The sequence below is a fragment of the Williamwhitmania taraxaci genome (assembly GCF_900096565.1).
GTDB lineage: Bacteria > Bacteroidota > Bacteroidia > Bacteroidales > Williamwhitmaniaceae > Williamwhitmania > Williamwhitmania taraxaci.
In genome coordinates this window covers 1-25,945 of sequence record NZ_FMYP01000025.1, presented here as the reverse complement: position 1 = coordinate 25,945, position 25,945 = coordinate 1, and the positions used below count along the sequence as shown (strand labels likewise).

At 43.9% G+C, this 25,945-nt stretch carries 25 protein-coding genes; 14 read left to right on the top strand and 11 right to left on the bottom strand.

Annotated elements, in window-relative coordinates:
* The first annotated feature begins 3 nt into the window (after positions 1 to 3).
* The 4 genes from BLS65_RS08170 (at position 4) to BLS65_RS08155 (ending at position 5,267) form a co-directional block, all read left to right on the top strand.
* Positions 4 to 1,041, top strand: a complete 1,038-nt coding sequence (locus tag BLS65_RS08170) for a sensor histidine kinase (protein ID WP_092437806.1) — start codon at positions 4 to 6, stop codon at positions 1,039 to 1,041.
* Positions 1,042 to 1,081: 40 nt separating this feature from the next.
* Positions 1,082 to 1,801: a LytR/AlgR family response regulator transcription factor gene (locus BLS65_RS08165; RefSeq protein ID WP_092437804.1), complete on the top strand. Its 720-nt coding sequence runs from the start codon at positions 1,082 to 1,084 to the stop codon at positions 1,799 to 1,801.
* 328 nt (positions 1,802 to 2,129) lie between these two features.
* A complete protein-coding gene (locus tag BLS65_RS08160) occupies positions 2,130 to 4,457 on the top strand; it encodes a CotH kinase family protein (protein ID WP_092437802.1) in 2,328 nt (775 codons plus the stop codon).
* Positions 4,458 to 4,532: 75 nt separating this feature from the next.
* Entirely contained in the window at positions 4,533 to 5,267 is a 735-nt protein-coding gene (locus tag BLS65_RS08155; protein WP_170830041.1) for a DUF2490 domain-containing protein, read from the top strand.
* 71 nt (positions 5,268 to 5,338) lie between these two features.
* Here the strand turns inward: BLS65_RS08155 and BLS65_RS08150 are convergent, their stop codons facing one another.
* The 3 genes from BLS65_RS08150 to BLS65_RS08140 are packed head-to-tail and all read right to left on the bottom strand — an operon-like array spanning position 5,339 to position 9,273.
* Positions 5,339 to 7,486 carry a S46 family peptidase gene (locus BLS65_RS08150; protein ID WP_092437798.1) on the bottom strand — a complete coding sequence of 716 codons (2,148 nt, stop codon included), beginning with the start codon at positions 7,484 to 7,486 and terminating at the stop codon, positions 5,339 to 5,341.
* Positions 7,487 to 7,535: 49 nt separating this feature from the next.
* Positions 7,536 to 8,135 (bottom strand): ribonuclease HII, encoded by a 600-nt coding sequence (locus BLS65_RS08145; protein ID WP_092437796.1) that lies wholly within the window; start codon positions 8,133 to 8,135, stop codon positions 7,536 to 7,538.
* The gene (locus BLS65_RS08140) at positions 8,128 to 9,273 is read right to left on the bottom strand and encodes a glycosyltransferase family 4 protein (protein ID WP_092437794.1); all 1,146 of its coding nucleotides are present in this window, start codon (positions 9,271 to 9,273) and stop codon (positions 8,128 to 8,130) included. Before BLS65_RS08140 ends, BLS65_RS08145 begins: the two co-directional genes overlap by 8 nt.
* Positions 9,274 to 9,583: 310 nt before the next feature.
* On the opposite strand from BLS65_RS08140, the gene BLS65_RS08135 reads away from it, so the two are divergent.
* The 6 genes from BLS65_RS08135 to BLS65_RS18140 all read left to right on the top strand — a co-directional run bounded on the left by BLS65_RS08135 (position 9,584) and on the right by BLS65_RS18140 (position 13,627).
* Complete coding sequence (locus BLS65_RS08135; RefSeq protein ID WP_092437792.1) at positions 9,584 to 11,029, top strand: oligosaccharide flippase family protein; 1,446 nt, start codon at positions 9,584 to 9,586, stop codon at positions 11,027 to 11,029.
* Between the two features lie 183 nt (positions 11,030 to 11,212).
* The gene (locus tag BLS65_RS08130; protein ID WP_092437790.1) at positions 11,213 to 11,719 is read left to right on the top strand and encodes a DUF1987 domain-containing protein; all 507 of its coding nucleotides are present in this window, start codon (positions 11,213 to 11,215) and stop codon (positions 11,717 to 11,719) included.
* A gap of 23 nt (positions 11,720 to 11,742) precedes the next feature.
* The gene (locus BLS65_RS08125; protein ID WP_092437788.1) at positions 11,743 to 12,132 is read left to right on the top strand and encodes a DUF1987 domain-containing protein; all 390 of its coding nucleotides are present in this window, start codon (positions 11,743 to 11,745) and stop codon (positions 12,130 to 12,132) included.
* A gap of 103 nt (positions 12,133 to 12,235) precedes the next feature.
* A complete protein-coding gene (locus BLS65_RS08120; protein WP_125869810.1) occupies positions 12,236 to 12,703 on the top strand; it encodes a hypothetical protein in 468 nt (155 codons plus the stop codon).
* Positions 12,704 to 12,740: 37 nt separating this feature from the next.
* Complete coding sequence (locus BLS65_RS19015) at positions 12,741 to 13,001, top strand: type II toxin-antitoxin system RelE/ParE family toxin (RefSeq protein WP_092437785.1); 261 nt, start codon at positions 12,741 to 12,743, stop codon at positions 12,999 to 13,001.
* A 356-nt stretch (positions 13,002 to 13,357) separates the two neighbouring features.
* Positions 13,358 to 13,627 carry a hypothetical protein gene (locus tag BLS65_RS18140; protein ID WP_092437783.1) on the top strand — a complete coding sequence of 90 codons (270 nt, stop codon included), beginning with the start codon at positions 13,358 to 13,360 and terminating at the stop codon, positions 13,625 to 13,627.
* A gap of 22 nt (positions 13,628 to 13,649) precedes the next feature.
* Here the strand turns inward: BLS65_RS18140 and BLS65_RS08105 are convergent, their stop codons facing one another.
* On the bottom strand, positions 13,650 to 14,054 hold the full coding sequence (locus BLS65_RS08105; protein ID WP_092437781.1) for a UPF0158 family protein: 405 nt from the start codon (positions 14,052 to 14,054) through the stop codon (positions 13,650 to 13,652).
* Between the two features lie 227 nt (positions 14,055 to 14,281).
* On the opposite strand from BLS65_RS08105, the gene BLS65_RS08100 reads away from it, so the two are divergent.
* From BLS65_RS08100 to BLS65_RS08090, 3 genes are all read left to right on the top strand, one after another.
* Positions 14,282 to 15,070 (top strand): ABC transporter ATP-binding protein, encoded by a 789-nt coding sequence (locus BLS65_RS08100; RefSeq protein WP_092437779.1) that lies wholly within the window; start codon positions 14,282 to 14,284, stop codon positions 15,068 to 15,070.
* A gap of 3 nt (positions 15,071 to 15,073) precedes the next feature.
* Complete coding sequence (locus BLS65_RS08095) at positions 15,074 to 16,726, top strand: hypothetical protein (protein WP_092437777.1); 1,653 nt, start codon at positions 15,074 to 15,076, stop codon at positions 16,724 to 16,726.
* Between the two features lie 132 nt (positions 16,727 to 16,858).
* Positions 16,859 to 17,473, top strand: a complete 615-nt coding sequence (locus tag BLS65_RS08090) for a hypothetical protein (RefSeq protein ID WP_092437775.1) — start codon at positions 16,859 to 16,861, stop codon at positions 17,471 to 17,473.
* A 698-nt stretch (positions 17,474 to 18,171) separates the two neighbouring features.
* Here the strand turns inward: BLS65_RS08090 and BLS65_RS08085 are convergent.
* Positions 18,172 to 19,356 carry an exo-beta-N-acetylmuramidase NamZ family protein gene (locus BLS65_RS08085; protein WP_244500678.1) on the bottom strand — a complete coding sequence of 395 codons (1,185 nt, stop codon included), beginning with the start codon at positions 19,354 to 19,356 and terminating at the stop codon, positions 18,172 to 18,174.
* 255 nt (positions 19,357 to 19,611) lie between these two features.
* Between BLS65_RS08085 and BLS65_RS08080 the strand changes: the two genes are divergently transcribed.
* Positions 19,612 to 20,868 (top strand): ABC transporter permease, encoded by a 1,257-nt coding sequence (locus BLS65_RS08080; protein WP_092437771.1) that lies wholly within the window; start codon positions 19,612 to 19,614, stop codon positions 20,866 to 20,868.
* A 173-nt stretch (positions 20,869 to 21,041) separates the two neighbouring features.
* Here BLS65_RS08080 and BLS65_RS08075 read toward each other — a convergent pair whose 3' ends face one another.
* The 6 genes from BLS65_RS08075 to BLS65_RS08050 form a co-directional block, all read right to left on the bottom strand.
* A complete protein-coding gene (locus BLS65_RS08075) occupies positions 21,042 to 22,880 on the bottom strand; it encodes a DUF3413 domain-containing protein (protein WP_170830040.1) in 1,839 nt (612 codons plus the stop codon).
* A gap of 300 nt (positions 22,881 to 23,180) precedes the next feature.
* The gene (locus BLS65_RS08070; RefSeq protein WP_092437767.1) at positions 23,181 to 23,633 is read right to left on the bottom strand and encodes a hypothetical protein; all 453 of its coding nucleotides are present in this window, start codon (positions 23,631 to 23,633) and stop codon (positions 23,181 to 23,183) included.
* Between the two features lie 170 nt (positions 23,634 to 23,803).
* A complete protein-coding gene (locus BLS65_RS08065) occupies positions 23,804 to 24,964 on the bottom strand; it encodes a sensor histidine kinase (protein ID WP_092437766.1) in 1,161 nt (386 codons plus the stop codon).
* 2 nt (positions 24,965 to 24,966) lie between these two features.
* Positions 24,967 to 25,428: a hypothetical protein gene (locus tag BLS65_RS08060; protein ID WP_092437764.1), complete on the bottom strand. Its 462-nt coding sequence runs from the start codon at positions 25,426 to 25,428 to the stop codon at positions 24,967 to 24,969.
* Positions 25,421 to 25,663 (bottom strand): hypothetical protein, encoded by a 243-nt coding sequence (locus BLS65_RS08055; protein ID WP_092437763.1) that lies wholly within the window; start codon positions 25,661 to 25,663, stop codon positions 25,421 to 25,423. The genes BLS65_RS08060 and BLS65_RS08055 overlap by 8 nt, the downstream gene beginning before the upstream one ends.
* Before the next feature lie 27 nt (positions 25,664 to 25,690).
* Positions 25,691 to 25,945 (bottom strand): ATP-binding protein (locus tag BLS65_RS08050; protein ID WP_170830039.1); only part of this gene is annotated, 255 nt, incomplete at its 5' end.

Below are 25,945 nucleotides of genomic sequence, written 5' to 3'. Positions count from 1 at the left end.
AGAATGAAGAATGATTTGAACAACAAGTTATACTGGACACTTCAACTTGTAGCATGGACAACCTACAGCGCCTTTAACGCCATTATTGGAGTGTTTGTATACAAGTCGAAGCCATTATTTGCACTCACAACACTAATAGCAGGAGCCTTTATGCTCCTGCTTTCGCATATCTACCGCGACATCATTAAGCGATACAAGTGGGTAAGCCTGCCCATCTACAAAACGGTGGGGCGAGTATTGCTTTCTATTTTCCTTATTGCGGCCATAGGCCAGCTCATGAACTTCGCGCTCATGGTGCTCTTTAAAATATACCGCATCGAGGAGTTCAGTATCCCCATTTTGGCCATATCAGTGGTGCAAATGAGCATCGTAATGATGCTGTGGTCGCTCATCTACTTCAGCATTCACTACGTGCAGCGCTACAAGGCCGAGGAGATAAACCGCTGGCGCATGGAAGCGCTGCTAAAGGAGGCCGAGCTGGCCACGCTCAAGGCGCAAATAAACCCCCACTTCATTTTCAACTGCCTCAACAATATTCGGTCGCTGGTAGTAGAAGATCAGGAGAAGGCCCGCACCGGCATCACCCAGCTATCGGACATGCTCCGCTACTCATTTCAGCACAGCCAGGTGGAAAAAGTGTTGCTCGAAAAGGAGGTAGAGGTGGTGAAGAGCTTCCTACAGCTAGAGTCCATCCACTTGGAAGAACGCCTAGCCCACAGCCTTTCCGTGCAACCCGAAACGCTTGGCTATCCCATTCCCCCCATGGTGATTCAGCTGCTGGTGGAGAACGCCATAAAGCACGGCATTTCGAAGCTGCCTAAGGGCGGTTACATCAACATTGATATAAAGGAGCGTTCAGGAATAATTATTATTGAGGTAGAAAACTCTGGCCAGCTGAAAGAGAATAAAACGCCGGGTATTGGTCTGAAGAACCTGCGCGACCGCCTGCGCATCAGCTACAGCGATGCGGCTTCGTTCACATTGGTAAACAAGGATGAAACATGCGTGCTGGCCACGGTAAAGATTCCCGCGCAGCAGTAGAATATTTATAGAGATAAAATTGAACTAAGAGACCATCACCGTGAAAGCAATTATAGTAGAAGACTCCCGATTGGCCCGTAACGAGCTAAAGCGCCTGCTCGAAAAATTCCCCACGCTCGAAATTGTGGCCGAAGCACAGGACAGCGAGGAGGCCAAGCAGCTCATCGAATCGCTTTGCCCCGATTTAATATTTCTGGACATTCAGCTGCCCGGCAAATCGGGATTCGAGCTGCTGGAGGAGCTTGATTACGTTCCTGAGGTTGTTTTCACCACCGCCTACAGCGAGTATGCCCTCAAAGCGTTTGACTACAACGCCCTCGACTACCTCCTGAAACCCATCCAGCCCGAGAGACTAACCGCCGCGCTGGAGAAGGTGGAGCAAAAGTTGGCCATCAGAGAGACAACCGATACCACCAAGGAGCAGCTAACCGAAGCAGATCAGATTTTTGTGAAGGACAACGAGCAATGCTGGTTTGTGAAGCTGGGCGAAATATCGCTGCTGGAAGTCAACGGCAACTACACAAAAATATACTTTCAAAACCACAGCCCCATGGTGATGAAGTCGCTCAACTACCTCGAAAGTAGGCTCGACCCCAAGGTGTTTTTTCGTGCCAACCGGCAGGAGATTATCAACCTTAAACGGGTGGAGAAGATTATTCCTTGGTTTAGCGGAACGCTGAAGGTGCAGCTCGACAATGGCCGCGAGGTGGAGATATCACGCCGACAGTCGGCCGTGTTTAAGGAGCAGCTTTCGTTGTAGCGATTAGCTTATATGCCACAAGCCTAATCTAACAATCTATAGAAACGAATTGGGTAATGATAGTAAAAGAGGCGAAATAAGATTTTGACTGGAGAGAAGCGGAATGATAATGGGGCGGAAAATATATTGAAATGGGTTAAGTTCAGAACAAAACCAGTCATTAACCAGCCTCGATATAGTCTCTCGCTTTCCATACCATCATCGCAATCGATTGCAATTATTTTCAATTCGTTAAGAATAGTTTTAGGCAAGCTTAATGAACAAAGATGCTACATTTACGAGCGTGGGAGGTCACCTCTTTCTCAACCACTAGTAGCCGTTGAAACACATGAAGAATCGTTGCATAATCACGCTATTGCTTGTCCTTGCGGCTCTAATGCCACTAGCGGCCCAAACCCCATTCCCCGAAAATGGTCAGGTTTTCATCGATACCGAAGTTCCACGCATAGATATTACACTGTCGGCAACCGATCTTACAGCGCTCTTTGCCCTCGGCGGTGAATACAGCGATACCGAATATCCCGGAATGTTTATCTTCAAATCGGGAGTAACTGCCGATACCTTGCAAGAAGTTGGGGTAAGGTTGCGTGGCAACACTAGCCGCGTTTCGCAAAAGAAATCCTTCAAAGTATCCTTCAACACCTTTGTGCAAGGACGGAAATACCATGGTCTCGAGAAGTTGAACCTCAACGGAGAGCACAATGACCCTAGTATAATCCGGTCCAAGTTAGGCTGGGATATACTAAATGCTTCGGGAGTTCCCTCGCCACGAGCCAACCACGTTAGGCTATACATCAACGACAAGTACTACGGTCTTTACATTAACGTGGAGCATGTGGACGAAGTTTTGGTAAAGAATCGCTTTGGGAACAACGGCGGCAACCTTTACAAATGCCTCTACCCTGCCGATCTTACCTACAAAGGATCATCGGGCAGTGCCTACCAAGGAACCAATAGCGCCGGAAGAATTTACGACCTCAAAACCAACGTAGCAGCCGACGATTATACCGATTTGGCAAACTTTATCGGCATACTCAACAATAGTTCAATCACGGAACTGCCGCAAAAATTGGAGCAGGTATTTAACGTAAACAGCTACCTAAAGTATATGGCTATGGAGGTGTTAACGGGTCATTGGGATGGATATAGCTACAACAAGAATAACTTTTACCTATACCACAACCAAGCCACCAACAAGTTTGAATTTATTCCATATGACCTCGACAACACCTTTGGCATCGACTGGTTTGGCATTAATTGGGCAACCCGCAACGTTTACAGTTGGGCAAACGGCAGCGAAAGCAGACCACTAACCAAGCGATTGTTGAGCATTAAAACCTACCGCGATCGCTACACCTTTTACTTAAAGCAGCTCATAAATAATAGTTTTGGATCGTCTCAACTAGAGCCGAAGATTTCCCGAATTAAAGGAATGATTACCCCTTACGCATCGGAAGATACTTATAGGTCGTTGGATTATGGATGGAGCCTGAACGATTTCTCCAACTCCTACATTCAGGCCCTTGGAGCCCATGTAAAGTATGGGCTTATTCCCTACATCACCACCCGTAGGTCGCAAGTTTTAGTCCAACTCGAGACGGTTGACATCGCACCAGTTATTTCGAACGCCACGCATTACGCCGTAAGCTATAAGTTGCCCATAACCATATCGGCAACGGTGGAGGATGAAGATGTAGCGCCAGTTGTTAAGTTGTTCTATTCCATGAATGGCGGAACGTTTTTGGAGTTAAATTTGGCCAAAAACAGATTGGGCCAGTATGCCGATACCCTTGCCCCTTTAACTAACCCATCCAAGATTTCTTACTACATCACGGCCAGTGACAGCAAGCACCAACAAACCAGAGAGCCTATTTCGGGTAACTACACCATCGACCTCAAACAACAAACAACAAGCACACTGTATATAAATGAGATAATGGCCAACAACAACCAGACGTTGACCGATAACGCCGGAGATTTCGACGACTGGATTGAACTCTTCAATGGCGGTGCTCAAGACATTTGGCTCGGCGATAAGTTTTTATCGAACCATTCCTATAACCCCAATCAATGGCCCCTCCCCGACACTATTATTAAGGCAGGCGGCTATATGGTTTTTTGGGCCGACGACAACGAAATTCAAGGCAAAATGCATACCTCTTTCAAGTTAAACAAGGAAGGCGAAGAAATTATCCTTTTCGATTCGGAGGAAAACGGATATAGATTTATCGACGGCTTTATGTTTCCGCATATGGACAACGATATCTCTTATGGTAAACTACCAAACGGCACCGGTCCCGTAATGCTCATGAACAGCCCAACACCTGGAACGGCGAACGTAGGCGGAGGTCCAAACTCAAAGACCAAAATTCCTGAGGTGATGGCATATCCAAACCCGTTTGCCGAATCAGTAATTATCAAACTATCCGAAATTCCCAAGGGGAACATTACCGTAACCATCGCGAATATTAGTGGAGGAGTAGTTGCCCAGCAACACATCGCAAATGCGGAATGGCCCACAACCGGCCTCATATGGAATGCAATGCGCAGCCAAAATCCACAAGGGATTTACATTGTGTCGATAATGGTAGAGCGCGAAGGAAAGCGCTCCTTATACCTGATGTCGAAAAAGTTGATCTATCTTCCCTACAAGTAAAGTGAATACCTAGAAGGAAGATGAATACTGAGCACCTATTTCCTTTCGGAGTTCAAAGTGATGAAATCGTATGCAATGAAAAAATTTAGCTTTACCCTACACCTTGTCCTGATGCTTGGCTCCTTTGGATTAGGATTTACCGCTGCGGCACAAAAACGCGACTATGGCCTGTGGACCGGTGCCGATATAAGCCAAAAACTGAATAAACGAATCTCGCTAAACTTAGCAGGTGAGCTCAAGTTTAAAGATACCCTTACTAAGGTGGATGAATTCTTGACTGAGTTCGGACTCGGAGTTAAAATCAACAGCCATTTCGACCTGTTTGGAGGTTACCGGCTTGGACGATCAGCAGAGGAGGATGCCTTTTATACCAACCATCGATTTACCGTTGGAGCAAAAACCGATTGGGATATCAGCCGATTAAAGGTAGTTTACAACATGCGCTACGAGTTTGAGTTTGCCGAAGTATACACCAATGGCTACAACCTTGAAGAGTCGAAACGAGTTAGAGGGAGAGTTAGCGTGGAATACAACCTCCCCAACTCTAAGCTAACACCATTTTTCTCGGCCGAGCTATTTTACGATATGAGCCCTAACAAGGAGCGAGAGTTCAATCGGATCCGATACCGTTTGGGCAGTGATTTTGCCATAAATAAGCGCAATAAGTTGGAGGTTTTTGCGCAGTATCAAAAGAATATGAATGCAAAGACCGATAAATCATCAATGGTTCTGGGGCTCTTTTACTCCTTCGAGATGAAGCAGAAGAAAGAACCGATAGAGACACGCCCACAAGAAACGGTGGCGGAATAAGAATTCGTGGCAAATAGAAAAGGGCTGCAATTGCTTGCAGCCCTTTCTATATTCAAACCAATGCTAGAGTATTACTCCACAATGGTCATTTCGTTAATTAGGCGTTTTGCACCGGCAAACTTATCGATGATAAAGAGAGTGTAGCGAATATCCACGCTAATGGTGCGTTGTAATTCTGGTTCAAAAGCGATATCGCCGCTCATTGCTTCCCAGTTACCATCAAACGCAGTTCCAATAAGCTGACCGTTGCCATTGATTACTGGGCTTCCTGAGTTACCACCGGTAATATCGTTGGTAGTGATAAAGGCCAAAGGCATTTCGCCCTTTACGCCGTAACGACCATAGTCCTTAGCGTTGTAAAGTTCCTTCAACCTTGGAGAAACAACAAACTCCCAGTTGTCTGGGTCTTCTTTTTCCATTACACCTTTAAGGGTAGTCTTAAAGTCGTAGTGAACGCCATCCATAGGAACATAGTCGAGTACGGAACCATAGGTCATACGCATGGTGAAGTTAGCATCGGGGTAGTGAGCCTTGTTTGGTTCCATTTCGAGGATACCAGCAATATACTCACGGTGACCCTTGTCGTAATCAACTTCGAAAGGAGCAATCTTTGCACTAACCTCGCGCAGTACCTTCATCACATCACCAGCCATTACTGCTGCTGGATCGGCATCTAGCAACTCTTGGCTTGGGTTTTCAACGAATGCCATTGCCGAAGTCTGGTTAGCAAAAATGGACTTTTCGTAGAGATTGTTGATGAAAAGATCGGAGTTACCGCCATACAAGCTGTCGATTTGCTTGTAAAAAGCAGGCAGATATTCAGCACCCGCCTTTTCGCGGTAGATCTTAAACATTGCTAGAGCAACCCGCTTATCGGTAGGCATATTAATATTCTTGTAGACACCTTCAAGGGCTTTCTTCCAATCGGCTATCAGCGCAGGCTTGTCGGCATCCGTAGCTTTAGCAATTCGACCCATGAATGAAGACGAAATGCGAGCAGGCGACATAATTTCAACGCCAGAGAAGAAACACTCGCTCAAATATTGCTGAGCGTTAGACAAATCCTTACGTCCATTAACGGCCGATTGAATCAAGCTAAGCGCATCGCCATACTTTTCGATTCTATCGGGGCTTTGTTTTACCCAGTTGGAAAATGCTTGCTCTTGCGCTTGCTTCTTTTCAAAAACGTGAAGACGCTTTAGTCCTCGGCTCTCGCCAATTGAGTTTTTCCAATAGTTGCTCGATCCAGCATACTTGGAGGCATACATAATGTTTACAGCCTCGTTAGCTTGCATATCTTTAAGCAAGATATCCTGACGAATACCTCTAACGAAAATACGGTTAGGGTTTGAGAGGTGAAGGTTTTCGTTTACCTCGTAGGATGTCATGTAACGATCGGTTGAACCTGGGTATCCCAAAATCATAGCAAAATCGTTCTTCTTCATCCCCTTGATAGATATTGGGAAATGGTAGCGAGGTTTGTAAGGCACGTTATCCTTCGAGAAGGCAGCTGGCTTTCCATCTTTGCCAGCATAAATGCGGAACATGGAGAAGTCGCCAGTGTGGCGGGGCCACATCCAGTTGTCGGTATCGTGACCAAACTTGCCAATAGAGGAAGGAGGAGCACCCACCATACGAACATCGGTATAGGTTTCGTACACAAATAGGTAATAGGTATTTCCACCAAAAAGGCTTCTTACCATTCCGCTATAACCTGTGCCTGCAATGGCCTTGTCGGAAATAACCTTTCCTACGGCAGAGGCCTTCATTTCGCGCTGATCCTCTGTTTTTGTTCCTGCGAGTGAGTCAAGCACTTGTTTGGTTACGTCTTCGATGCGAACGAGGAAGGTAACCGAAAGGCCTGGCGTAGGAATCTCCTCTTGGAGAGATTGAGCCCAGAAACCATCTTTTAGATAATCGTGCTCTACGGAACTGTGCTGCTGAATAGCACCATAACCGCAGTGATGATTGGTAAGGACAAGACCTTGATCAGAAATCACCTCACCAGTGCAACCGCGGCCAAAAATAACCACGGCATCTTTCATGCTGTTTTTGTTGATGCTGTAAATGTCCTCGGCAGTGAGCTTTGCGCCCATTTTCTTCATCTGCTTTGCATTTAACTGGTTGATAAGCGGCAAAAGCCACATACCTTCGTCAGCTTTAGCAACAGTACCAAGCATTAGAATAAGCCCAAGGGAAAGGGCTACTATTTTTCTCATATTTATTAGGATTAGGTAAATTGTCAATGCAATTAGATATCAAGAAACACTAAAAGTTAAATTTGAGCTGTCGATTTGTTAAAGAAAATGTTTTTCGATGGTAATCTGTAATGCCAAACTGCTCTATTGCTTTGCGATGCACTTCGGTAGGATACCCTTTGTTTTTGTTCCAACCATACACAGGATACTCAAGGTGAAGTTTTTCCATGAGCTCGTCGCGGTAGGTCTTTGCCAAAATGGAGGCAGCGGCAATACTTGCGTAAATGCCATCACCTTTAATAATGCACTTGTGTGGAATTTCAAGGTATTGCTTAAAGCGGTTTCCGTCCACCAGCACAAATTCGGGTACAATGGAAAGTTTATCGAGGGCCCGATGCATACCCAGAATAGAGGCATTTAAAATATTTATGCTATCGATAGTTTCGGCATCAACGATAGCAACGGCAAAGGCGAGGGCATTCTCCTCCACAACTGTGCGCAGATAGTTTCGCTTTTTCTCCGTCAACTTTTTAGAATCGTTAATATCGGGATGCGAAAAATCGGGTGGAAGAATCACCGCAGCAGCCACCACTGGTCCAGCGAGACATCCCCGCCCTGCCTCATCGCAGCCCGCCTCCAACTGATTCTCTATGTAATACGACCTAAGCATTCGTTTCGGATCGTTGTTTATCGACTATCTCAACCGCCTCCCACAACTTTTGTGCAGTTATATCCCAAGAGAAGTGTTTAGACCGCGCCATTCCTTTGACCGCCAACTCCTCGGCCAACCCTTCGGTCTCTACCAGGTAAACCATGGCGCTTGCTATCTCTTTTATATTGTAAGGATCAACCAGTAAGGCAGCCTCGCCGGTTACCTCCGGCATAGAGGTTTTGTTGGACGAAACTATTGGAACATTGCACCGCATAGCCTCAAGCAGAGGAATACCAAATCCCTCGAAAAACGGAACAAAGACTAAACCAGCTGCAGCACCCATCACGAGTTTGAGCCGCTCCACATTAAGCCTTCCGGTAAAAACAACATCTTCCTTAAACGTCATCGATTTGTAGGCGCGCTCCATGTCGTTAGTCTTAAACAGCCGCTCACCCACAAGCACAAGCTTAAAGCCATCGACGTGCTGCATTCTAAACTGATCGAACGCTTGCAGTAGACCAACCACGTTTTTTCGCGGACTAAACGCCCCTACAAACATGAAGTATGGTGAGCCACCGGTCAATTCACGCCTCACCTCAGCAATTTGTTTTCCATCCAATGGCATATAGTCCGAGTTGGCACCGTTATAGGCAACAATCACCTTGTGTGGCGCAACGGAATAGGTTTCAACGATATCGGTTTTTGAATACTCCGAAACCGTAACGATACGCGTGGCCTTATGGGCAAACTTTGGAAAGAAATAGTTGTAGTACCATGCGGTTAATTTCGGCAGACCTTCGGGTTGATGTGCAAAATTTATGTCGTGAATCACGGCTATGGTGGGCACCTTCGTAGTTAACGGAAGGTAACCATCGGGGGAGATAAACAGATCTATCTTGTTTTTCTTAAGAAACCGGGCCACGGAAAATTCAAACCAGATATACCATAGAAGCGGATGCCGAGACTGTGGGCCTAAAACCACTGGGGTTACGTTAGGCCCAAAAATAAATTCGGGGCTAAACTGCCTATCGAAAAGGAAATAAAAATGGTGCTCCGGATGCTTTTGAACGATCCGTCTAAGCGTTTCGAAAGTGAACCAGCCAATACCTTCTAGTTTATTTGAGAGAAGAAGCCTAGTGTTTACGGCTATTTGCATATGCAAAACAATATTTAGCGAATATAGTTCTTTTATCGAAAATGCGGCGAACCATTTCTTTGGTCGAGATGTATAGTGAATCCAATTCGTCGAAAGTACACCATATTTTCGTGCTGAAAGCGATAGTAATGCCTATAAAAAGGTACGCCCAATCGGCCATTCAGGCGCATGAAAGATGATTTTGCACGGATTGATAACCGCCTGTTTTAGAAAAACATATTAAATAAGAATCATAGGTTTGTGGGTTACCACGTTTGCCAATCCATGATTTAACTATATTTGATCTCCTCAAAAGTCAAACAGCCTAACCTTGAAGAAGACATTTCTTACCAATCTGATACTGCTCCTGCTGCTAAACTTGCTGATTAAGCCGATTTGGATTTTTGGCATCGATCGTACCGTGCAAAATACCGTGGGAGCAGCCGAGTATGGTTTATATTTCTCGCTATTTAGCTTTTCCATTCTATTCAACATCCTACTGGATCTGGGCATCACGAATTTCAACAACCGTGAAATTGCCATGCACCCGCAGCTGGTTTCGAAGTATTTTTCGAACCTGGTAATCCTAAAGATCATTCTAAGCTTTCTGTATGTTGGCTTTAGTTTAGCCGTTGGCTCCATCATTGGATATGGAGAGAAGCACATAATGCTACTCACCCTTCTTCTGATTAATCAGATCATAGCGGCCTTCACCCTCTATTTTCGATCCAACATAAGCGGCCTTCACCTATTCAAGACCGACTCATTTATCTCGGTTCTGGACCGATTCCTAATGATTTTTCTCTGCGGAGCACTTATTTATAATCCCTCAACGCGCTCCCAATTTCGAATCGAATGGTTTGTTTACGCCCAAACGGCAGCCTATGCAATTACTGCCGTTGTCTCCTTTTTACTAGTGTATCGAAGGACGACCTTTTTTCGTCCCCGACTCGATTTAAATTTCCTGCTGACGATATTCAAGCGCAGCTACCCCTTTGCGCTCCTCACCCTTATGATGTCGTTCTACTACCGCATTGATAGCGTAATGCTTGAGCGGCTTATTCCCGACGGAGAAACGCAAGCAGGCACTTATGCCCAAGCATTTCGTCTTCTGGATGCTGTAAATATGGTTCCATTCCTTTTTGGCGGGTTGCTGCTCCCAATATTTGCCACAATGATTGCCAAGAAGCAGGAAGTGGTTTCACTCATGAAGCTATCGTTCAATCTACTAATCACTCCAGTTCTGGGCCTTGCAGCATTTGTTTTTTGGTATCGGGTGGAAATTATTGAGCTGCTCTACTTAAGCCATGTTAGCAGCACATCGTCCATTCTAGGCGTATTAATGTTCTCGTTTTTGGCCATCAGTGCATCCTACATTTTTGGAACGCTACTTACCAGCAATGGCAGCATGAAAGTTATCAACCTTATTTCGCTTGCCGGTGTGATTACCAACATTGGAATAAACTTAGTTCTAATTCCTTCGATGGGCGCAATTGGGGCTGCAATTGCCAGCCTAGTAACCCAAACAACTTCGGTTTTTTTACAGGCATTCTTCTGCTATAAGATTTTCAAAGTAACAATCTCGTGGAAGGAAATAACGTGGCAGATGGCCTACTTTACCATCGCCATAGTAACGCCAATGCTTTTACATTTCTATGAAGTAAGCCTATCTTTGGGGATAATCACCTCTTTAGTTGTGTGTTTTGGTGCAGCAATTGTCTTTCGGCGGATCAACTTTGGGGCACTACTCAAAATCATACGACAGGAAGAACTCTAATCGGTCGCCATCGAGTGATTTAAGAAGCAAAAAAGAATTTGCTAAAGTCAATATAAAGTTGAATATTTGACAATTGTCACCCCGGATAGCATAAACAATAGATTGCATTATTGTTTTATTGCAAGAGAAAATATAATTTTAAGCGCATAAAATATGCCATAACAGCGCAATTACAGACTCGCTATGGAAATTATCCTCGATAAAACTACCGATACACCGCTGGTGCATTTTGCCCCAGGACTGCTCATAATTGAAGGACGATCAATTACCGAGGATGTTTTTGGATTTTGGACACCGCTCCTGAATTGGGTGGAGAGTTATGCTGCAAATCCGGAGACTACCACTCGAGTAGAAATTGGATTGGAGTATACCAGCAGTAGTTCAAATAAACTCATCAGCCAAATATTGAGAAAAATAACCTCAATTGCAGCGAAGGGATTCGATATTGAAGTGATTTGGAAATACGAGGAGGACGACGAATCAATTCTGCAGCTGGGTAGAGATATGGAATCAATTTGTGAGGTTCCCTTTCAATACCTAGAAACGGATACCGTTAAGCAACGGAGTCAAAAAATCACCATCCGACGTAAGAAAAACGGCGAGCAGTTCTCCATTACCCAGCGTTACTGGGAGGCTATCGTTCGTAACGGCCACGATCAAGAGTACTCCATAATTTCAAAAGAAGAATAAAACCAACTAAGCCAAGCAAACCAATGAATAATTTGGAAATATCAGAGTCGATTACAACACCAGCTATTTCCTTCAACGCATCTACCGGAAGGCTATTTGTAAATGGCAAATCTATTCCCGAAAATGTGTTTGATTTTTACACTCCAATTCTAACCTGGATTGACGAATACACCTCTAACCCACCGCCTCAAACAACCCTTGAACTGAAGTTGGAATACTTCAATACCAGTTCGTCGAAACGCATCTTCGATATTATGAAGCGGATGGAGAAAATTGCCGTTAACGAACTCTCTAAGGTTACCATTATTTGGTACTACGAAGAGGACGACGAGGATATTTACTTTGCAGGGAATGATTATAAAGCGATCATGAACCCCAAGGTCGATTTTAGGATGGTGGAGATTGATGGATAATTTGACATAACGTAAAGCCTTTCCTAACCGGAAAGGCTTTTTTTGTTTCTTACTGGGCACGGACGGGAAATACCTCCGCGCGAGCGGGGCATGGATCGGTAGCATGGGCATGCTGTTAGGGGTGTTCGAAACCTTTATTCTTTCCAAAAATATAAAAAGCGCTATTCTATCAACAAGGACTGATTGCCTGTTTGTAAATCAATTTGATAAAGAACGACCGTTGTTGTATTTTTGCCCAAATAATTCAGCATTTCATACCGACAACGTTAGCGTATATGCATTTGGCTGGATGCGAGATTTGAGTAACTTTGAGAAAATGATTGTCATGAATACTGTAGAGATAAGAAAAAACTTCCACAATTTGATTGATAGAATTGATAACGATATTGTTTTATCAAGATTCTATGAGATTCTGGAGAAGGCTTCTGTGGTTAAAGACGGCAGCCTTTGGGATAGATTGACTAGCGAAGAAAAACAAGAGCTACTGCAGATAGATTCGGAAACAGATTTAGACAACAACCTGATACCACTTCAAACTATTAAGGATAAACATAAAAAATGGCTAGAGTAGTTAAGTGGTCAAAGCATGCTGACAAGAATACGATAAGATAATTGAGTACCTCCTTGGTGAGTGGGGCGAAAATGTAACTAAAGCATTTGTTAAGCGGACATTTGAGTTTCTTGACTTGTTAATTGATTTTCCTGAGATTGGTTCAGTTGAGAATGAGGATAGACAGATTCGTGGATTTGTTTTGATTAAGCAGCTGACAATATTTTACAAGATCAAAGGTGACACAATTGTATTCCTTAATTTTTACGATAATAGGCAAAGCCCAAAACGGCGACATTATGCACGGCACGCTCGCTAATAAACTGGACTCTGAGCGGCCTGCAAAACCGAGCAGGAATATGCCGGAGCCGCCATGCACTACAAGCCATTGCCAAAGCAGCATAACCACAGCCACGCCAAGAGCAAAAAGCGTTAGCATGGGCATGTTGCTCATACAGTATACTGGCCAAGCGAGTTGACCTTAGGCCGCTTCAGCCGGACGAAACGTCCTGAATACCTCCGCGAGCGGGGCAGGTAAACTTTAAGTATGAAACCCAACTGCAAACGCTTTTATACCCACTTTTTTTGTCGAGAAGGCTCTGCAATTGAAAATACGTCAAATCAGTTTTGTTTCATGGCTCTGCAATTGAAAATGCGTCCAATCGGTTTTGTTTCATGCCACCAGCGCGTGCGATTTCTTCGAAACTAAAAAGTTTCAAGCCACCAACGCGTGCGTTTTCTTCAAATCTAAAAAGTTTTGGGGCGCTGCAATCGGAGGGTGCACCAAAACAGGTTGTGCTCACCCGCTCGCGGTTGAATACCTCCCACAAAAAAACCTGCACCACGTTTACCGCTGTGCAGGTTCTTTATTTTGGAGTATTCCGCAGAGATATAAAAGGAATCATTGAGCAGAAGCCACTTTCTCTTCAGTCTTCGGTCCTTTAACTTTTAACATTTAACCAATCCCCTACTTCCCCCCATTAATCTCTTCAATGCGTTTATCAACCATCTCCACGAAGTGCTTCTTCTTGAACACGAACCAGGCGTTACGCTCGTCGGAGAACTTGTTGATGAAGTTTTTAAAGTAGGCCATTGGGTTATCGCGCTTTAGGGCAAAGATCAAATGGCGCTTCTCCTCGGCATTCTTAACCTTTGGGGCAAAGGACTTCACCAACTCCAGCTCAGTTGTATCGGCTGGCGGTGTAAAGAGTATGTATTGCTCGGGGTGCTCCTTCATTGCCTTTTTGGTGGCCTCAACGGCTAAGTCGTCCTCAACAATAACGCTCTCGTCGGCTGTGTTGTAGTAGCACTTGCGCCCTACAGCTAACTCTTGGGTGATGGCTAGTTTGGTGTTACCGTGAATTGTCAGCATGAGGTTGTATTTTTAGTTTGTAAGAAAATTAAAAGTTGGAAGTATGGAGTCCGAAGACAAGCGTAGCGAGCCAGAAGTAATTCATCTTTTTCGCAACCCGTCATCTAGTCACTCGTCATTTATATTTCATCCAAAGATAATAATTGTAATTGGGATTACTGTTGAAAATGAAGTTCCACTTGCAAACACAGCTACAATTGCTACTTTTGACATTCAAATTGAAAAGTATGGAAACCAACCCCGTAATATCAATCCGCAATCTTCAAAAAAACTTCCTCAACGGCAAAGAGGTAAACCATGTGCTAAAAGGTATTAACCTCGATATTGCACCTGGCCAAATCATTGGATACATTGGCCCCAACGGTGCAGGAAAAAGCACCACGGTAAAGATTCTTTGCGGGCTAATTGAAGATTTCGAAGGCGATATTACCGTATTGGGTCACGACCTACGCACGGAATCGCTGGCCATTAAGCGCCGCATTGGATACATTCCCGAGAATGCCGCCATGTATGACATGCTTACCCCATTGGAGTATATGAGCTTTGCCGGAGCACTCTATGGATTGCCCGAGGAACGTGTCATGGAGAAGGCCGGCAAGCTGCTCGAACTTTTCGAGATGAAGAAGCACGCCGATCAGCGCATGGACACCTTCTCGAAGGGAATGAAGCAGAAGATACTGCTCATCTCTGGACTTATTCACAACCCCGACATTATCTTTCTGGACGAACCGCTATCGGGTCTCGATGCCAACTCGGTAATGGTGGTAAAGGAGGTTCTCTCGCAGCTGGCAAAGGATGGTAAGACGATTTTCTTCTGCTCGCACATCATGGATGTGGTGGAGCGCATTTCGCACCGCATTGTGCTCATAAATCACGGGCATGTCGTTGCCGATGGCACCATTGAAGAGCTACGCTCGGGAAGCAGCGAGACACTGGAGAAACTGTTCGCCGACCTCACCGGACAAGGAGGACAAACCGTTACTGCCGAAGCCATTGTTCAAGCATTTGGAAACTAGATTATGGTAAAAGCTATCCTTTTTATTATCCGTATTTTCCGGAAGCCGATAGAGTGGTGCGGTGCAGATTTTTTGCAACTCCACGCCATACTCAAGGCAAAGCTAACCGCCGATGTCCGCCGAAAACCAGCAGCACTGGGCGGCTCAGGAAAGAAAAGAAACTTCAACCTGCAACTGTTCTTCTTTGCCCTGATGGGATTATTTATAGGAATTACCATCTTTCACATCAACAGCATTCTGCTGAGCATGACCATCAACTTTTCATTTTTGATGGTGATGCTAACCACCACGTTTATTTCGGAGTTTACCAGCGTGCTTTTCGATCAGCGCGACAACTATATTCTACTGCCTCGCCCCATCAACAATAGAACGCTGCTGCTGGCAAGGGTCATTCACATTGCCAGCTATCTGGGTGTTATTGCGCTTGCGCTCTCCTTCTTCTCCACCCTATTCTGCTTTATTCATTATGGATGGATGGGCGGGCTTGCCTACTTTGTGGGAATTATCCTGAGCACTATTTTCACCATTTTCGTAGCCAACAGCTTTTACTTACTGATGATGAGGCTTACCTCTGGTGAGAAGTTCAAGGACATCATTGTATACTTTCAGGTATTCTTGGCCATAATGCTCTTTGCCGGATACCAATTCATGCCTCGCCTCTACGAAAGCCAGGAGATACAAACCGCCACCATCAACATCCACTGGTTTACCTACCTCATTCCACCCGTTTGGCTTGCCGGATTGGTAGACTGGGCCTCAACACCCAATGCTCCGCTCTCGAGCATAGTGCTTGGAATCGTTGGTATTGTACTACCCTTTGTTGGGCTTTGGATAATGGTGCGCTTCCTAGCACCCGGATTTAACCGCATGCTCTCCTACATGGAAAACAGCAGCGACACCATCGATCACAAAGAGATACGAACCAAGAGATCGAGAAGATTACAGGATTTGATCTGTGTTTCGCCCATGGAGAAAGCCGGTTGGCAATTTGCCATGAAGGTATCGAGCCGCGATCGAAAATTCAAGCAGGCTATCTACCCCGGATTTGGAATGATTGCCGTGATGATGGTTGTGATGTTGAAACCCGACTTCTCGGACTTTAGTGGTTGGCTCGAGACGCTTGCCGAATCGAAGAAATACCTCTCCTTTATTTTCCTAGGCTTCTTTGGAACAACGGCAATTTTTCAACTCCCCTTTACCGATCAACCAAAGGCGGCTTGGATCTATAAGGCATATCCCGTTACGCGCTTAGGCGATATCCTAACGGGGGCCATCAAGGCCATGCTGCTAAAGTTTTTCATACCCATTTATTTGATTGCAATAATTCCTGTTGCCTACATATGGGGAGCGGAACCACTAATCTATGTTATGTTTGGCGGTTTATGCATCGTTATGCTCATGCTGGCATCGGTAGCCATCACCGGAATGGAACTGCCATTTACCCAAATGCGCGAGATGTCGCAAAAAGGGAACAACGTGGCGAAAGTGTTTATATCGATGTTCGTGCTAGGGCTAATCATCGGCGTAATCTACCTACTTACATTCCTGGGCCCGTGGGTGACGCTTGCTGCTGCGGTGGTTCCAATTGGCGGCATAGCATTGACATATAGATATCTTAGAAATAAGTTAAAACCGACTATCGCATCTATTTTATGATGATGGAAGCAAATTAAAATCTCTCGCAGAAAATTACCCTAAGACAAAGGTTTGTCATATTATATAATCGTCTTCGAGAGTTTTTAGTGCATAAAGTCGCACGCTATTTATCCTAATTAACAAACCATAATAATGAAGAAAATCATACTTCTAATTCTACTTGCAGTTTCCTTAAGAGTTGAAGCACAGCCAAACAAAGACAGCTTACTGATTGCTAATGGAGCCGAACTGATTCAAGAGATGCGAATGATGTGGAACTATGATCAAGCCGTCCGAGAATACATACGCTACCAAACATTCGACAAACATTTCACTGACAGTGTTGAACTATTGAATGATACTTTGAGGGAGCGGCTAGTCGATTCAATTCGTTTATCAGCAACTAACTCAAAGAAAGTTTGGGACAACTATATTTCTCCAGCAGATAATTTACATGCAAAGCGGATGATTGAAATTATTAAAACCTATGGATTCCCTTCCAAAAAAAGAATTGAAACTCTCACCAACATAAAGTTAGATTACGATCCCTATATATTGTTAATGCATACGCCTAAAGTCTATTGTGATGAACTAAAAGTTCTAATAGAAGCAGAGCGTAAAATTGGAAACATTCCCAACCAATGTGAATACGGTTATATTTTATGGCACTTAAATGGACGTAATAACATAAGTTACTTTCTGGAGAATGGTTTTGTTATGGAAGATCAAAATGGATCAAAGAAAATTATCCGAAAGCATTGTGATTAAATCCGGCACTGTAGCATACCAAGAACTCTCTGTGTAGTTTTACTCCGTGGCCTCTGTGGATAAAAGTTAAAGGGCAAAAGTTAAAGGATGGCCACTAACGCGACCATCTTTTTTTGCGTATTAAGAGGTTGATAAATGAACAGAAGTTAATATTGAGACTAACCCTCTTTTATTTTCTTTCTTTTCACTACTCACCATTTAACCTGTCACCCTTTCAAGGCTTTTTGCTACTGCTATTGGTTACACAGGTTTACGCTGTGCTCCAACCTGTGCTATTACCTTTCGGGACTTCGTCACTTCCTCCTTGGCTAACCATTAGGCCTGAAAGACCGGCGTGTAACAGCACAGGGCGCAGCCCTGTGTAAACTAATTCCACGTAATATATAGGGCTGTAAGCCCGACATGTGTATTTCTCTGTTGATAACGCATATTCTTAACTCCAACTGATTTGCGCTTCTGCACCTTCCCGACCTAACCCCATCCCTTCCCAAAGGGAAGGGTGACTTGCTAAAGATGAGGAAAGCCTAACCACCCAGTCACTCCTCCTTTGGAGGAGCCGGAGGAGGTCGGTAGCGTATATACCATGCAGAATAGTTGTAATGCGAACGCTTTGTGTTCTCTGTGTAGTTTTACTCTCTGTGACCTCTGTGGTAAATGGTAGCATTGGAAGGCGAACCTACCCCATGATAACCTAATTTCTACTCCCCGTAAATCAAGTACTGCTTGCGTCGCTCAACAAAGGTCTTAAGGTCTGGCTGCCAGGTGGCGCGAATATCGCCAGCGCTCATGCCCTGCCTAATTTGTTTTTGGAGCAGACGATTCCCGGCCAGCAAATCAAAGAAGCTATTGAAGAAGCTATCCTTATTGGGAAACTTATTGTATGCCGCAATAAGGTAGTCGAGATTGATATGATTCATTCTTACCAGCGAAACGGAATCGGGAATGGTACGCAAATCGATGCCATAGCAGCGGGTATTCTTATAGGGTGGTTCCTTACTGGCACCAATCACCGGAACGGGAACAAACCAAAAGCCAGCGTTTGGATAGCGCGGATGTCCCAACACTTGAAAAGGCCAAGGGGTACCGCGCCCTACGCTTAGCGCCGTTCCTTCGAACATTCCCGTGGACGGATAGAGGTAAACACTCCGCATATTGGGTAGATTGGGCGAAGGCTTCACTGGCAATGTATAGAGCGATTTACGAGTATAGCTGCCGCAAGGAATAACGGTAAGCAAGCATTTCACCTTATTCTTTAACCACCCCTCACCATTGATCATTTGAGCCAACTCGCCAAGGGTCATTCCATGAACTATAGGAATAGGATGAATACCCACAAACGAGCGCAGCGTGCTATCGAGTATGGGACCATCCACATAGGAACCATTGGGGTTTGGTCTGTCGAGCACCATTACCGGAGTTTTATTCTCCGCACACGCTTCCATAACGTAGTGCATGGTGGAGAGGTAGGTATAGAACCTCACACCCACATCCTGCAAATCGAAAATCACCAAATCAATGCCCCGCAACGATTCGGCATCGGGTTTTTTCTTACTCCCATAGAGCGAAACCACATCCAATCCGGTGCGAAAGTCCTTATAGCTGTTCACCCGTTCACCGGCATCGGCTTGGCCTCGGAACCCATGCTCCGGACAGTAAATCTTTACAATTTTAATCCCTAAGGAAAGTAATGAATCTACGAGATGCCGTCCCTTAATGAGTGAAGTATGATTGGCAACTATAGCAATACGCTTGCCCTTGAGCAACGGAAGATAAAGATCGGTGCGTTCGGCAGCTGGAATAGGGCGCACTGCTACTTGCCCATTTACAGCAACGGTTACCAATAAGAATATGGCAATGAGGGATATATATCGTTCTATTCTCAAGTCAACAACAATTTGAAATCGGCAGCAAATAACATCCCTCTATCTTTAATCATCAAATCCTAATCAAAGCTACTGATTTATTCCGTTTTACAAAACTACAAATTAAAAGTTGAAAGTTAAAAGTTAAAAGATTGCTCGTGAATCAAACTGGTTTTGCTCTATATATTAGAACTTAGTCCTAAAGACCAACGGCTATCCTTTTCAAAGTAAGCACATCCTTTATTTTCACCCAAAAAAGTATTAGGTTTGCACTATATGACGAAGCGATTCAACACCGAACTGTTTATTGCCCGTAGGCTTTCGCACGACCCCGAATCCAAGAAAGCCGTATCGAGGCCCATCACCAAAATATCCATCATTGCCGTGGCCCTAAGCCTAGTGGTAATGATCGTCTCTGTGGCCATCGTTACCGGGTTTAAGAACGAGATCACCGATAAGGTGCTGGGCTTTGGCGGTCATATCCAAGTTCAAAACTACGATTCCAACACCTCCTACGAAACGCGCCCCATAAGCACCCAGCTCGACTTTGTTTCCAAACTCCCCTCCATTCCCGGCATTGCACATGTACAAAAGTATGCCTACAAGCCGGGGATTATCAAGACAAAGGATAACATCCAAGGAATTGTGCTAAAGGGAGTAGCAACCGACTTCGATTGGAGTTTTTTCAAGAAAAACATGCATGCCGGCGAGGTGCTCTCGCTCTCGGATACTGGCACATCAAATCAAATGATAATCTCGAAATCTATCTCCTTGCTGCTGAATCTGAAGCTGCACGATAAGATAGATATCTTCTTTGTTCAGAACCCACCGCTGGTGCGTAGGTTTAAGATTGTTGGCATTTACGATACTAAGTTCGACGAGTTCGACAAAACTTTCGTCTTTTGCGATATTAAACAGATTCAACGGCTCAACAAATGGACACCCGATCAAATTTCCGGCTTTGAGCTTACTACTACCGACTTTAAAAAAGTAGAAGGGACTACCTACGACGTAGAGGATGTTGCCGGGCTCACGGTGCTTCCCGATGGATCGGGAATAAAAGTCTCCAACATTAAGCAGAAGTTTACCCAGATATTCGATTGGCTAAACCTTCAAGATATAAACGTAGCGGTGATTTTAGCATTGATGCTGTTTGTGGCCGCATTCAATATGATTTCGGGACTACTCATCTTTATTCTGGAACGCACCCATATGATTGGCGTGCTTAAAGCCCTTGGAGCATCAAACTTCTTAATTCAGAAAATATTCCTTTACCATTCGGCCTATGTCACTATCATAGGGCTCTTTTGGGGCAACGTTATTGGAATAGGGCTCTGCTTACTGCAAAAGTATTTCCATCTGGTAAAGCTAGACGAAACAAACTATTACCTATCCTCCGTTCCCATCAATCTGCAACTCGACCATGTTTTGCTCATAAATATAGGAACGTTCTTAACCGTGTTTGTTATGCTGCTTATTCCATCACTGCTCATTGCACGCATTACACCCGAAAAGACGATTAGATACGCGTAGGCAACTTACCAATGTGGCAAAGCTGGTCGTCTACAATTACAAAAACGCCATTGTAAACAACAAACCGTGCACTACTCCACGCTACCGTCTTTAATCCTTAAATATCAATGAAGTGATTGGACCGAACGTGAAATTGTCCTCAATTTACCATTCACTTCTTACTATTTCACTTTTTACTTCTTATAGTACACCTTGGAGGCTTGCATGATTTCATTTACCTGCTTGGTGTTGATGGTGGCCCCTGGGATTTCATTCAGACGATCGTCGGTGATGTCGTAGTGACCATCGAAATAAATGCTGGTGATGCGTCCCGGTTCGAGAATGGCAAAGTTATCGTTGCTGCCCACCATAATCCAGCTGCGCGCCGAGGAGTCGTTGAGGTGGCGGCCCATGCTGTAATCCGAAATCTTGTTTTGGCAATGGAATACATCGGTGAATATGGATGGAACCAAGTCGTAGTGGCATGTCCAATGATTGTGCTGCTTGGGAACAATGCCCGGTTTATAAATCAACAGCGGCACCTGCATTTGTGCCGCGGAATAGTTGCCATTATGTCCCCAGTAGTTCTTCTTATTGTCGTTGAACTCCTGGCTATGGTCGCCGGTAATAACCACATATGTATTCTTGAGCAAACCCTTTTGCTCCATATCCCTTAGCACTTCTCCTACGAGCGAATCGAGAAAGTAAGCCGCATTCTTGTAAAGGTTAAGGAATTGTGTAGGATCGGTATCGTTGTTGAGAATCTCATACTTTGCATAATCCCATTCGGGTTGAAATGGTCCTTTGAAATCTTTCGGATGCGAAATAGCATGCAAGGCATCGTAAAAGAGGAAGGCAAATACCGGCTTATCGGGATTTGCAGCCATCTCCGCTGTACCGCTGAGCCACTCCTTGTTGATATTCATATCTCTATCCACCGCCTTTTCGCCCTTGACTTCGAGGTTGAGGTTTTTCACCTTACTAAATACCGTTCGATGGAAAGGAGGGCTAATAAGCGATGCACTCGTAAGCGTTTTAATTTGGTAGTTATTCTTTTGCATCATATCCACCAAGATGGAGCTGGTGTTCGATGATAAAACATCGTTCCAGTATATGCCCGGAATGCTATAAAAGATGGAGAACACGCCGGTGCGGGTTCCATTACTCCCGCTATAGTGATGATTGTAAACCTCACACCGCTTCGAGAAAGCCGATATATTGGGCATTACTTCGGGATTAAACACCTTATAATACCATGAATCGAGAAGAATAACCACCACGTTGGTTTTTGCGGTAGAGTCGGCAATGAGCGGATTTTGTGGATAGTTTAGTGCCTTGCTCTCCTCCGAATTTCCTACATCAATGCTGCTTTCGCTAAGGGAATCCACCAAACCCATCTTGAGCATAAGTCCCTTGCTGGTAGTTGGGAAAAAGAGCGGATAGTAACGCGACGATTTGGTAATGGGCTTGTAGTTGGCGGCATCGGCCCAAGCATGAAAGAAGTGGCTGAGCACCATCATGAATACCACCCCAATAACAACATATCGGAAACCTCTGAGAGGTCGGCGTTGCTGCCATCGAAAGAGCCGAAATGATGTAAAGAGCATGATTGCTAGAAATAGTAAAACTACCCCTATCATTTGGAAATACTGTGCCAGATGCACCTCGAAAATCTGACCACCGGCACCTCCAAAGAGGAGTTCAAGCGTAAACCGATTGATATGAAAACGATATAGACTAAAGACAAATGTATCGAGAAACAGAATGGCCAAGCCCATGCTGGCTGCCAAAGCCGCCCATACCCATGCCACAGTTCGGTTGGGAACTAGCAGCACCACTGGAACATAAAGAAGCAAGTAGGTGAGCAACGAGAGCATTACAAAGTGGCTGATTGTTACCAGCGTCAGGTAGCCAATGGTGAGCACATTGCCCGCATCGCTAAAGTATTGAAAGTAGCGCGAAGCTATTAGAATATAGAAAAGACTAATAAAAAGGAATACCCATGCCCCTTGCTTTAGCAGTAGTTTACGCATAATGCTCAACGTATTTGTGTTATTGTAGTCCGCAAAAATACTCAAAAATGTGAGTAAGCGATTTAGAAGTTTAGGGGTATCAGTATCTGCAATAAACATCCGTTTTTTTTACCACAGAGGGCACAGAGGAAAAAAGGCACAGAGGGACACAGAGTGTCCTTGGCACATGTTATTTCTTGTTTAATGGTTGTAGTGGTGATTAAATAAAGGCCGTTGCATGCAACAGCCCTACAATTCTTACCTCTAAATGTTCTTCATTGGTAAATGGAATGACATTCTGTGGCAGCCATCCTTTAACATTTAACCTTTAACCAACCTCCTAAAATATATCCCATAGTAGTAAAACCGCAACGAGGATAGGAAAAGCGGAATACCCATGGTAATGTATACAATCAAGAGGTAGTGTGGTGGAATAACACCAAATACCCTAAGCAGAATGCCCGAGGATATCATGGTTGCCATAAGTATGTAGCTGCGGATGTTGAAGAAGGAGAATGCACAAGGCTTTTCCGATTTCAGCGCCATTATTCGCTTGGCATGCTTCATCGATAGCTTCGAAAACAGAAACAGATAAAACAGTACACCACCTAAAATGCTGAATCCTATCTCTACGCTTTGCAATGGGGTGCCGCTATGCAACAACGAAATGCCCTTATAAAGCAGCATGCCGCCCGCAAAGGTCCACACAACCGCGGCAAAGAAGAGGAGATGGCGCTTAGGCGCCCACGGTTTCATGGATTGTGCAATGCTCATATGTGCTTTCGCTGAATGGATTTAAGGCAAATATACATGATTGATATTCTTCACCGAAGAATTGTGGATGAATGATTTTGGTTTCCCCACTATTGCTGCTGAATTAGTCGACTACGCACACAGAATTTACCTTCGGGAGGAATTAGCAACAGCTATATCTTTTTCATCATCTATATGCCAACAAATGATTTCAATGTAAACTTAAAATCGCTCCCTTTCCCCACTTCACTTTCAGCCCAAATTCTCCCACCATGTATCTCCACAAATTCTTTGCAAAGGAATAACCCTAAACCAGTGCCTGTTTCTTTATCTGTCCCTTTAGTGGTGACTTTGTGAGATATGTTAAAGAGTTTATTTAATATTTCTGGTTGTATGCCCAATCCATTGTCAGCAACAGTTATGGTAACATCCGAATCGGTTTGAATTGCAGAAATACTAATACACCCGCCTTTATGGGTGAATTTGATTGCATTTGAAATTAAATTACGAAAGACCGTACTTATCATATTTACATCGGCAAAGACGAATATATCCGCATCAATAGAATGGGTTATTGTTATGTCCTTATTCCTCGCATTTAGGACAAGATTATCAATAGCATTGATACAAACCTCTGCCAAATTTTGCTTTTGGGGCTCATAGGTTATCTTTCCTGATTCAGCCCGCGCCCACAACAACAGGTCGTCTAATAAGTGATAAGTATTTTGCGCTGAACTAAATATCATTGATAATTGGCTCTCGATCCTACCCCTATCTTCATGATGAATTCTTTCAATGAGTAATTCCAGAAAGCCAAGAATTGACTGAAATGGACTTTTCAGATCATGCGCTAAAATTGAAATAAATCGGTCCTTGTTTTCATTCAATTTTTCTAATTCATCATTGGATGTATTTAGTTGTCGTAAGGTTATTTCAAGTTCATGCTTTTCTTTAATTAATTCGCGCTGAAGATTGCCTAAATCGCGATTCAACTTATGCATCGTTATATTCTGTTCAATAAGGTGATTCGCTTTTACTCCACCTATAATAAGTAGCCTGTTTTCTTTCCTGTATATTTGTGCCGAGATTGATGTGTTAATAGAGCTATAATCACCTAAAGTTAAAAATCCATCAAAAATAAGTGGGATCGTATTGTCTAATAACAAAAGAGCGTCAAAGTTTGGATTAATCAAGGACTCGCAAGGATCTCCTTTAAAAAGTAGTGTAATTGCTTTATTCGCAAAAATCAACTCCTTATTGGTAGAGAATAATGCTACAAATAGTATATCACTATCTATTATTGAATGATTAAATTCTTTATACCATTCAGAAATAATATCCTCTTCCAACATAGTTAATGAAATGAATTTGGCGCATCAAGCTTCTCGTTCGAAACTATTACAAATATTGGAATATTCACTTGCATCCATTCGTAATAGGGATAAACCTCGGCATAAGAAGTTGCAGATAAGACTTCTTTTAACACAATTATCCAAGTGTTCAATTGAGCAGCCCAGTAATTAGTGGTAAACCCATGACTACGATACGCTCTAAAAACCCACAGTACGGTTTCTACTAATACATCAGGATTGTTGTTTTTCAGTATGGACGCAATAAACCGTACATGATTGGAATGATTGTCTTTCATCATGCTGATATTGTCCAAGCCCACCAGACTTTCAATATCTGGCCGTTCGAGCATCCGCGAATTGATATTCGAAATAAGTAGATCGGCGTTTTGGTTATACTCTTCAGCAGCGCTGATACTGACTTGTTTTAGACGTTTTGCAGAAGTTAATAGATCGTTTTTATCCATTGCTATCGATGTTTTGGATGAATAATTCGAGACTTCTCATATCCGATTTATAAATCACATTGGTATACTTCAATAGCGTGTCTTGCCCACCATGCGTGAATGCTTGACCGCCAACCAATATTGTAAGTTCAGGAAATTCCTCTTTAAATTCCTGTATCATGGTTTCGAGCAACGGTAAGTGGAAATTTGATATTTCGGTGATATTGTGCCACTTGTTTCGGTGATATTGTGCCACAAAAAAAGGATGATTTCGTGACCAAATTTATGAATTAATTTGAGTTTTTTTCATCTTGTTTTTTCTCATTGACTCTCCTGTTAATTCAATGCGATGTGAAGAGTGAACCATGCGGTCTAGAATTGCATCGGCAATGGTTCCTTCGCCAATTGTTTCATGCCAGTTTTTTACTGGTATCTGTGCGGCAATGATAATAGAAGTCTTGTCATATTTCTGTTCAACGATATCCATTAGGGCATTTCTTGCAGGATCGTCAAAGGCTGTTAACCCAAAATCATCCAG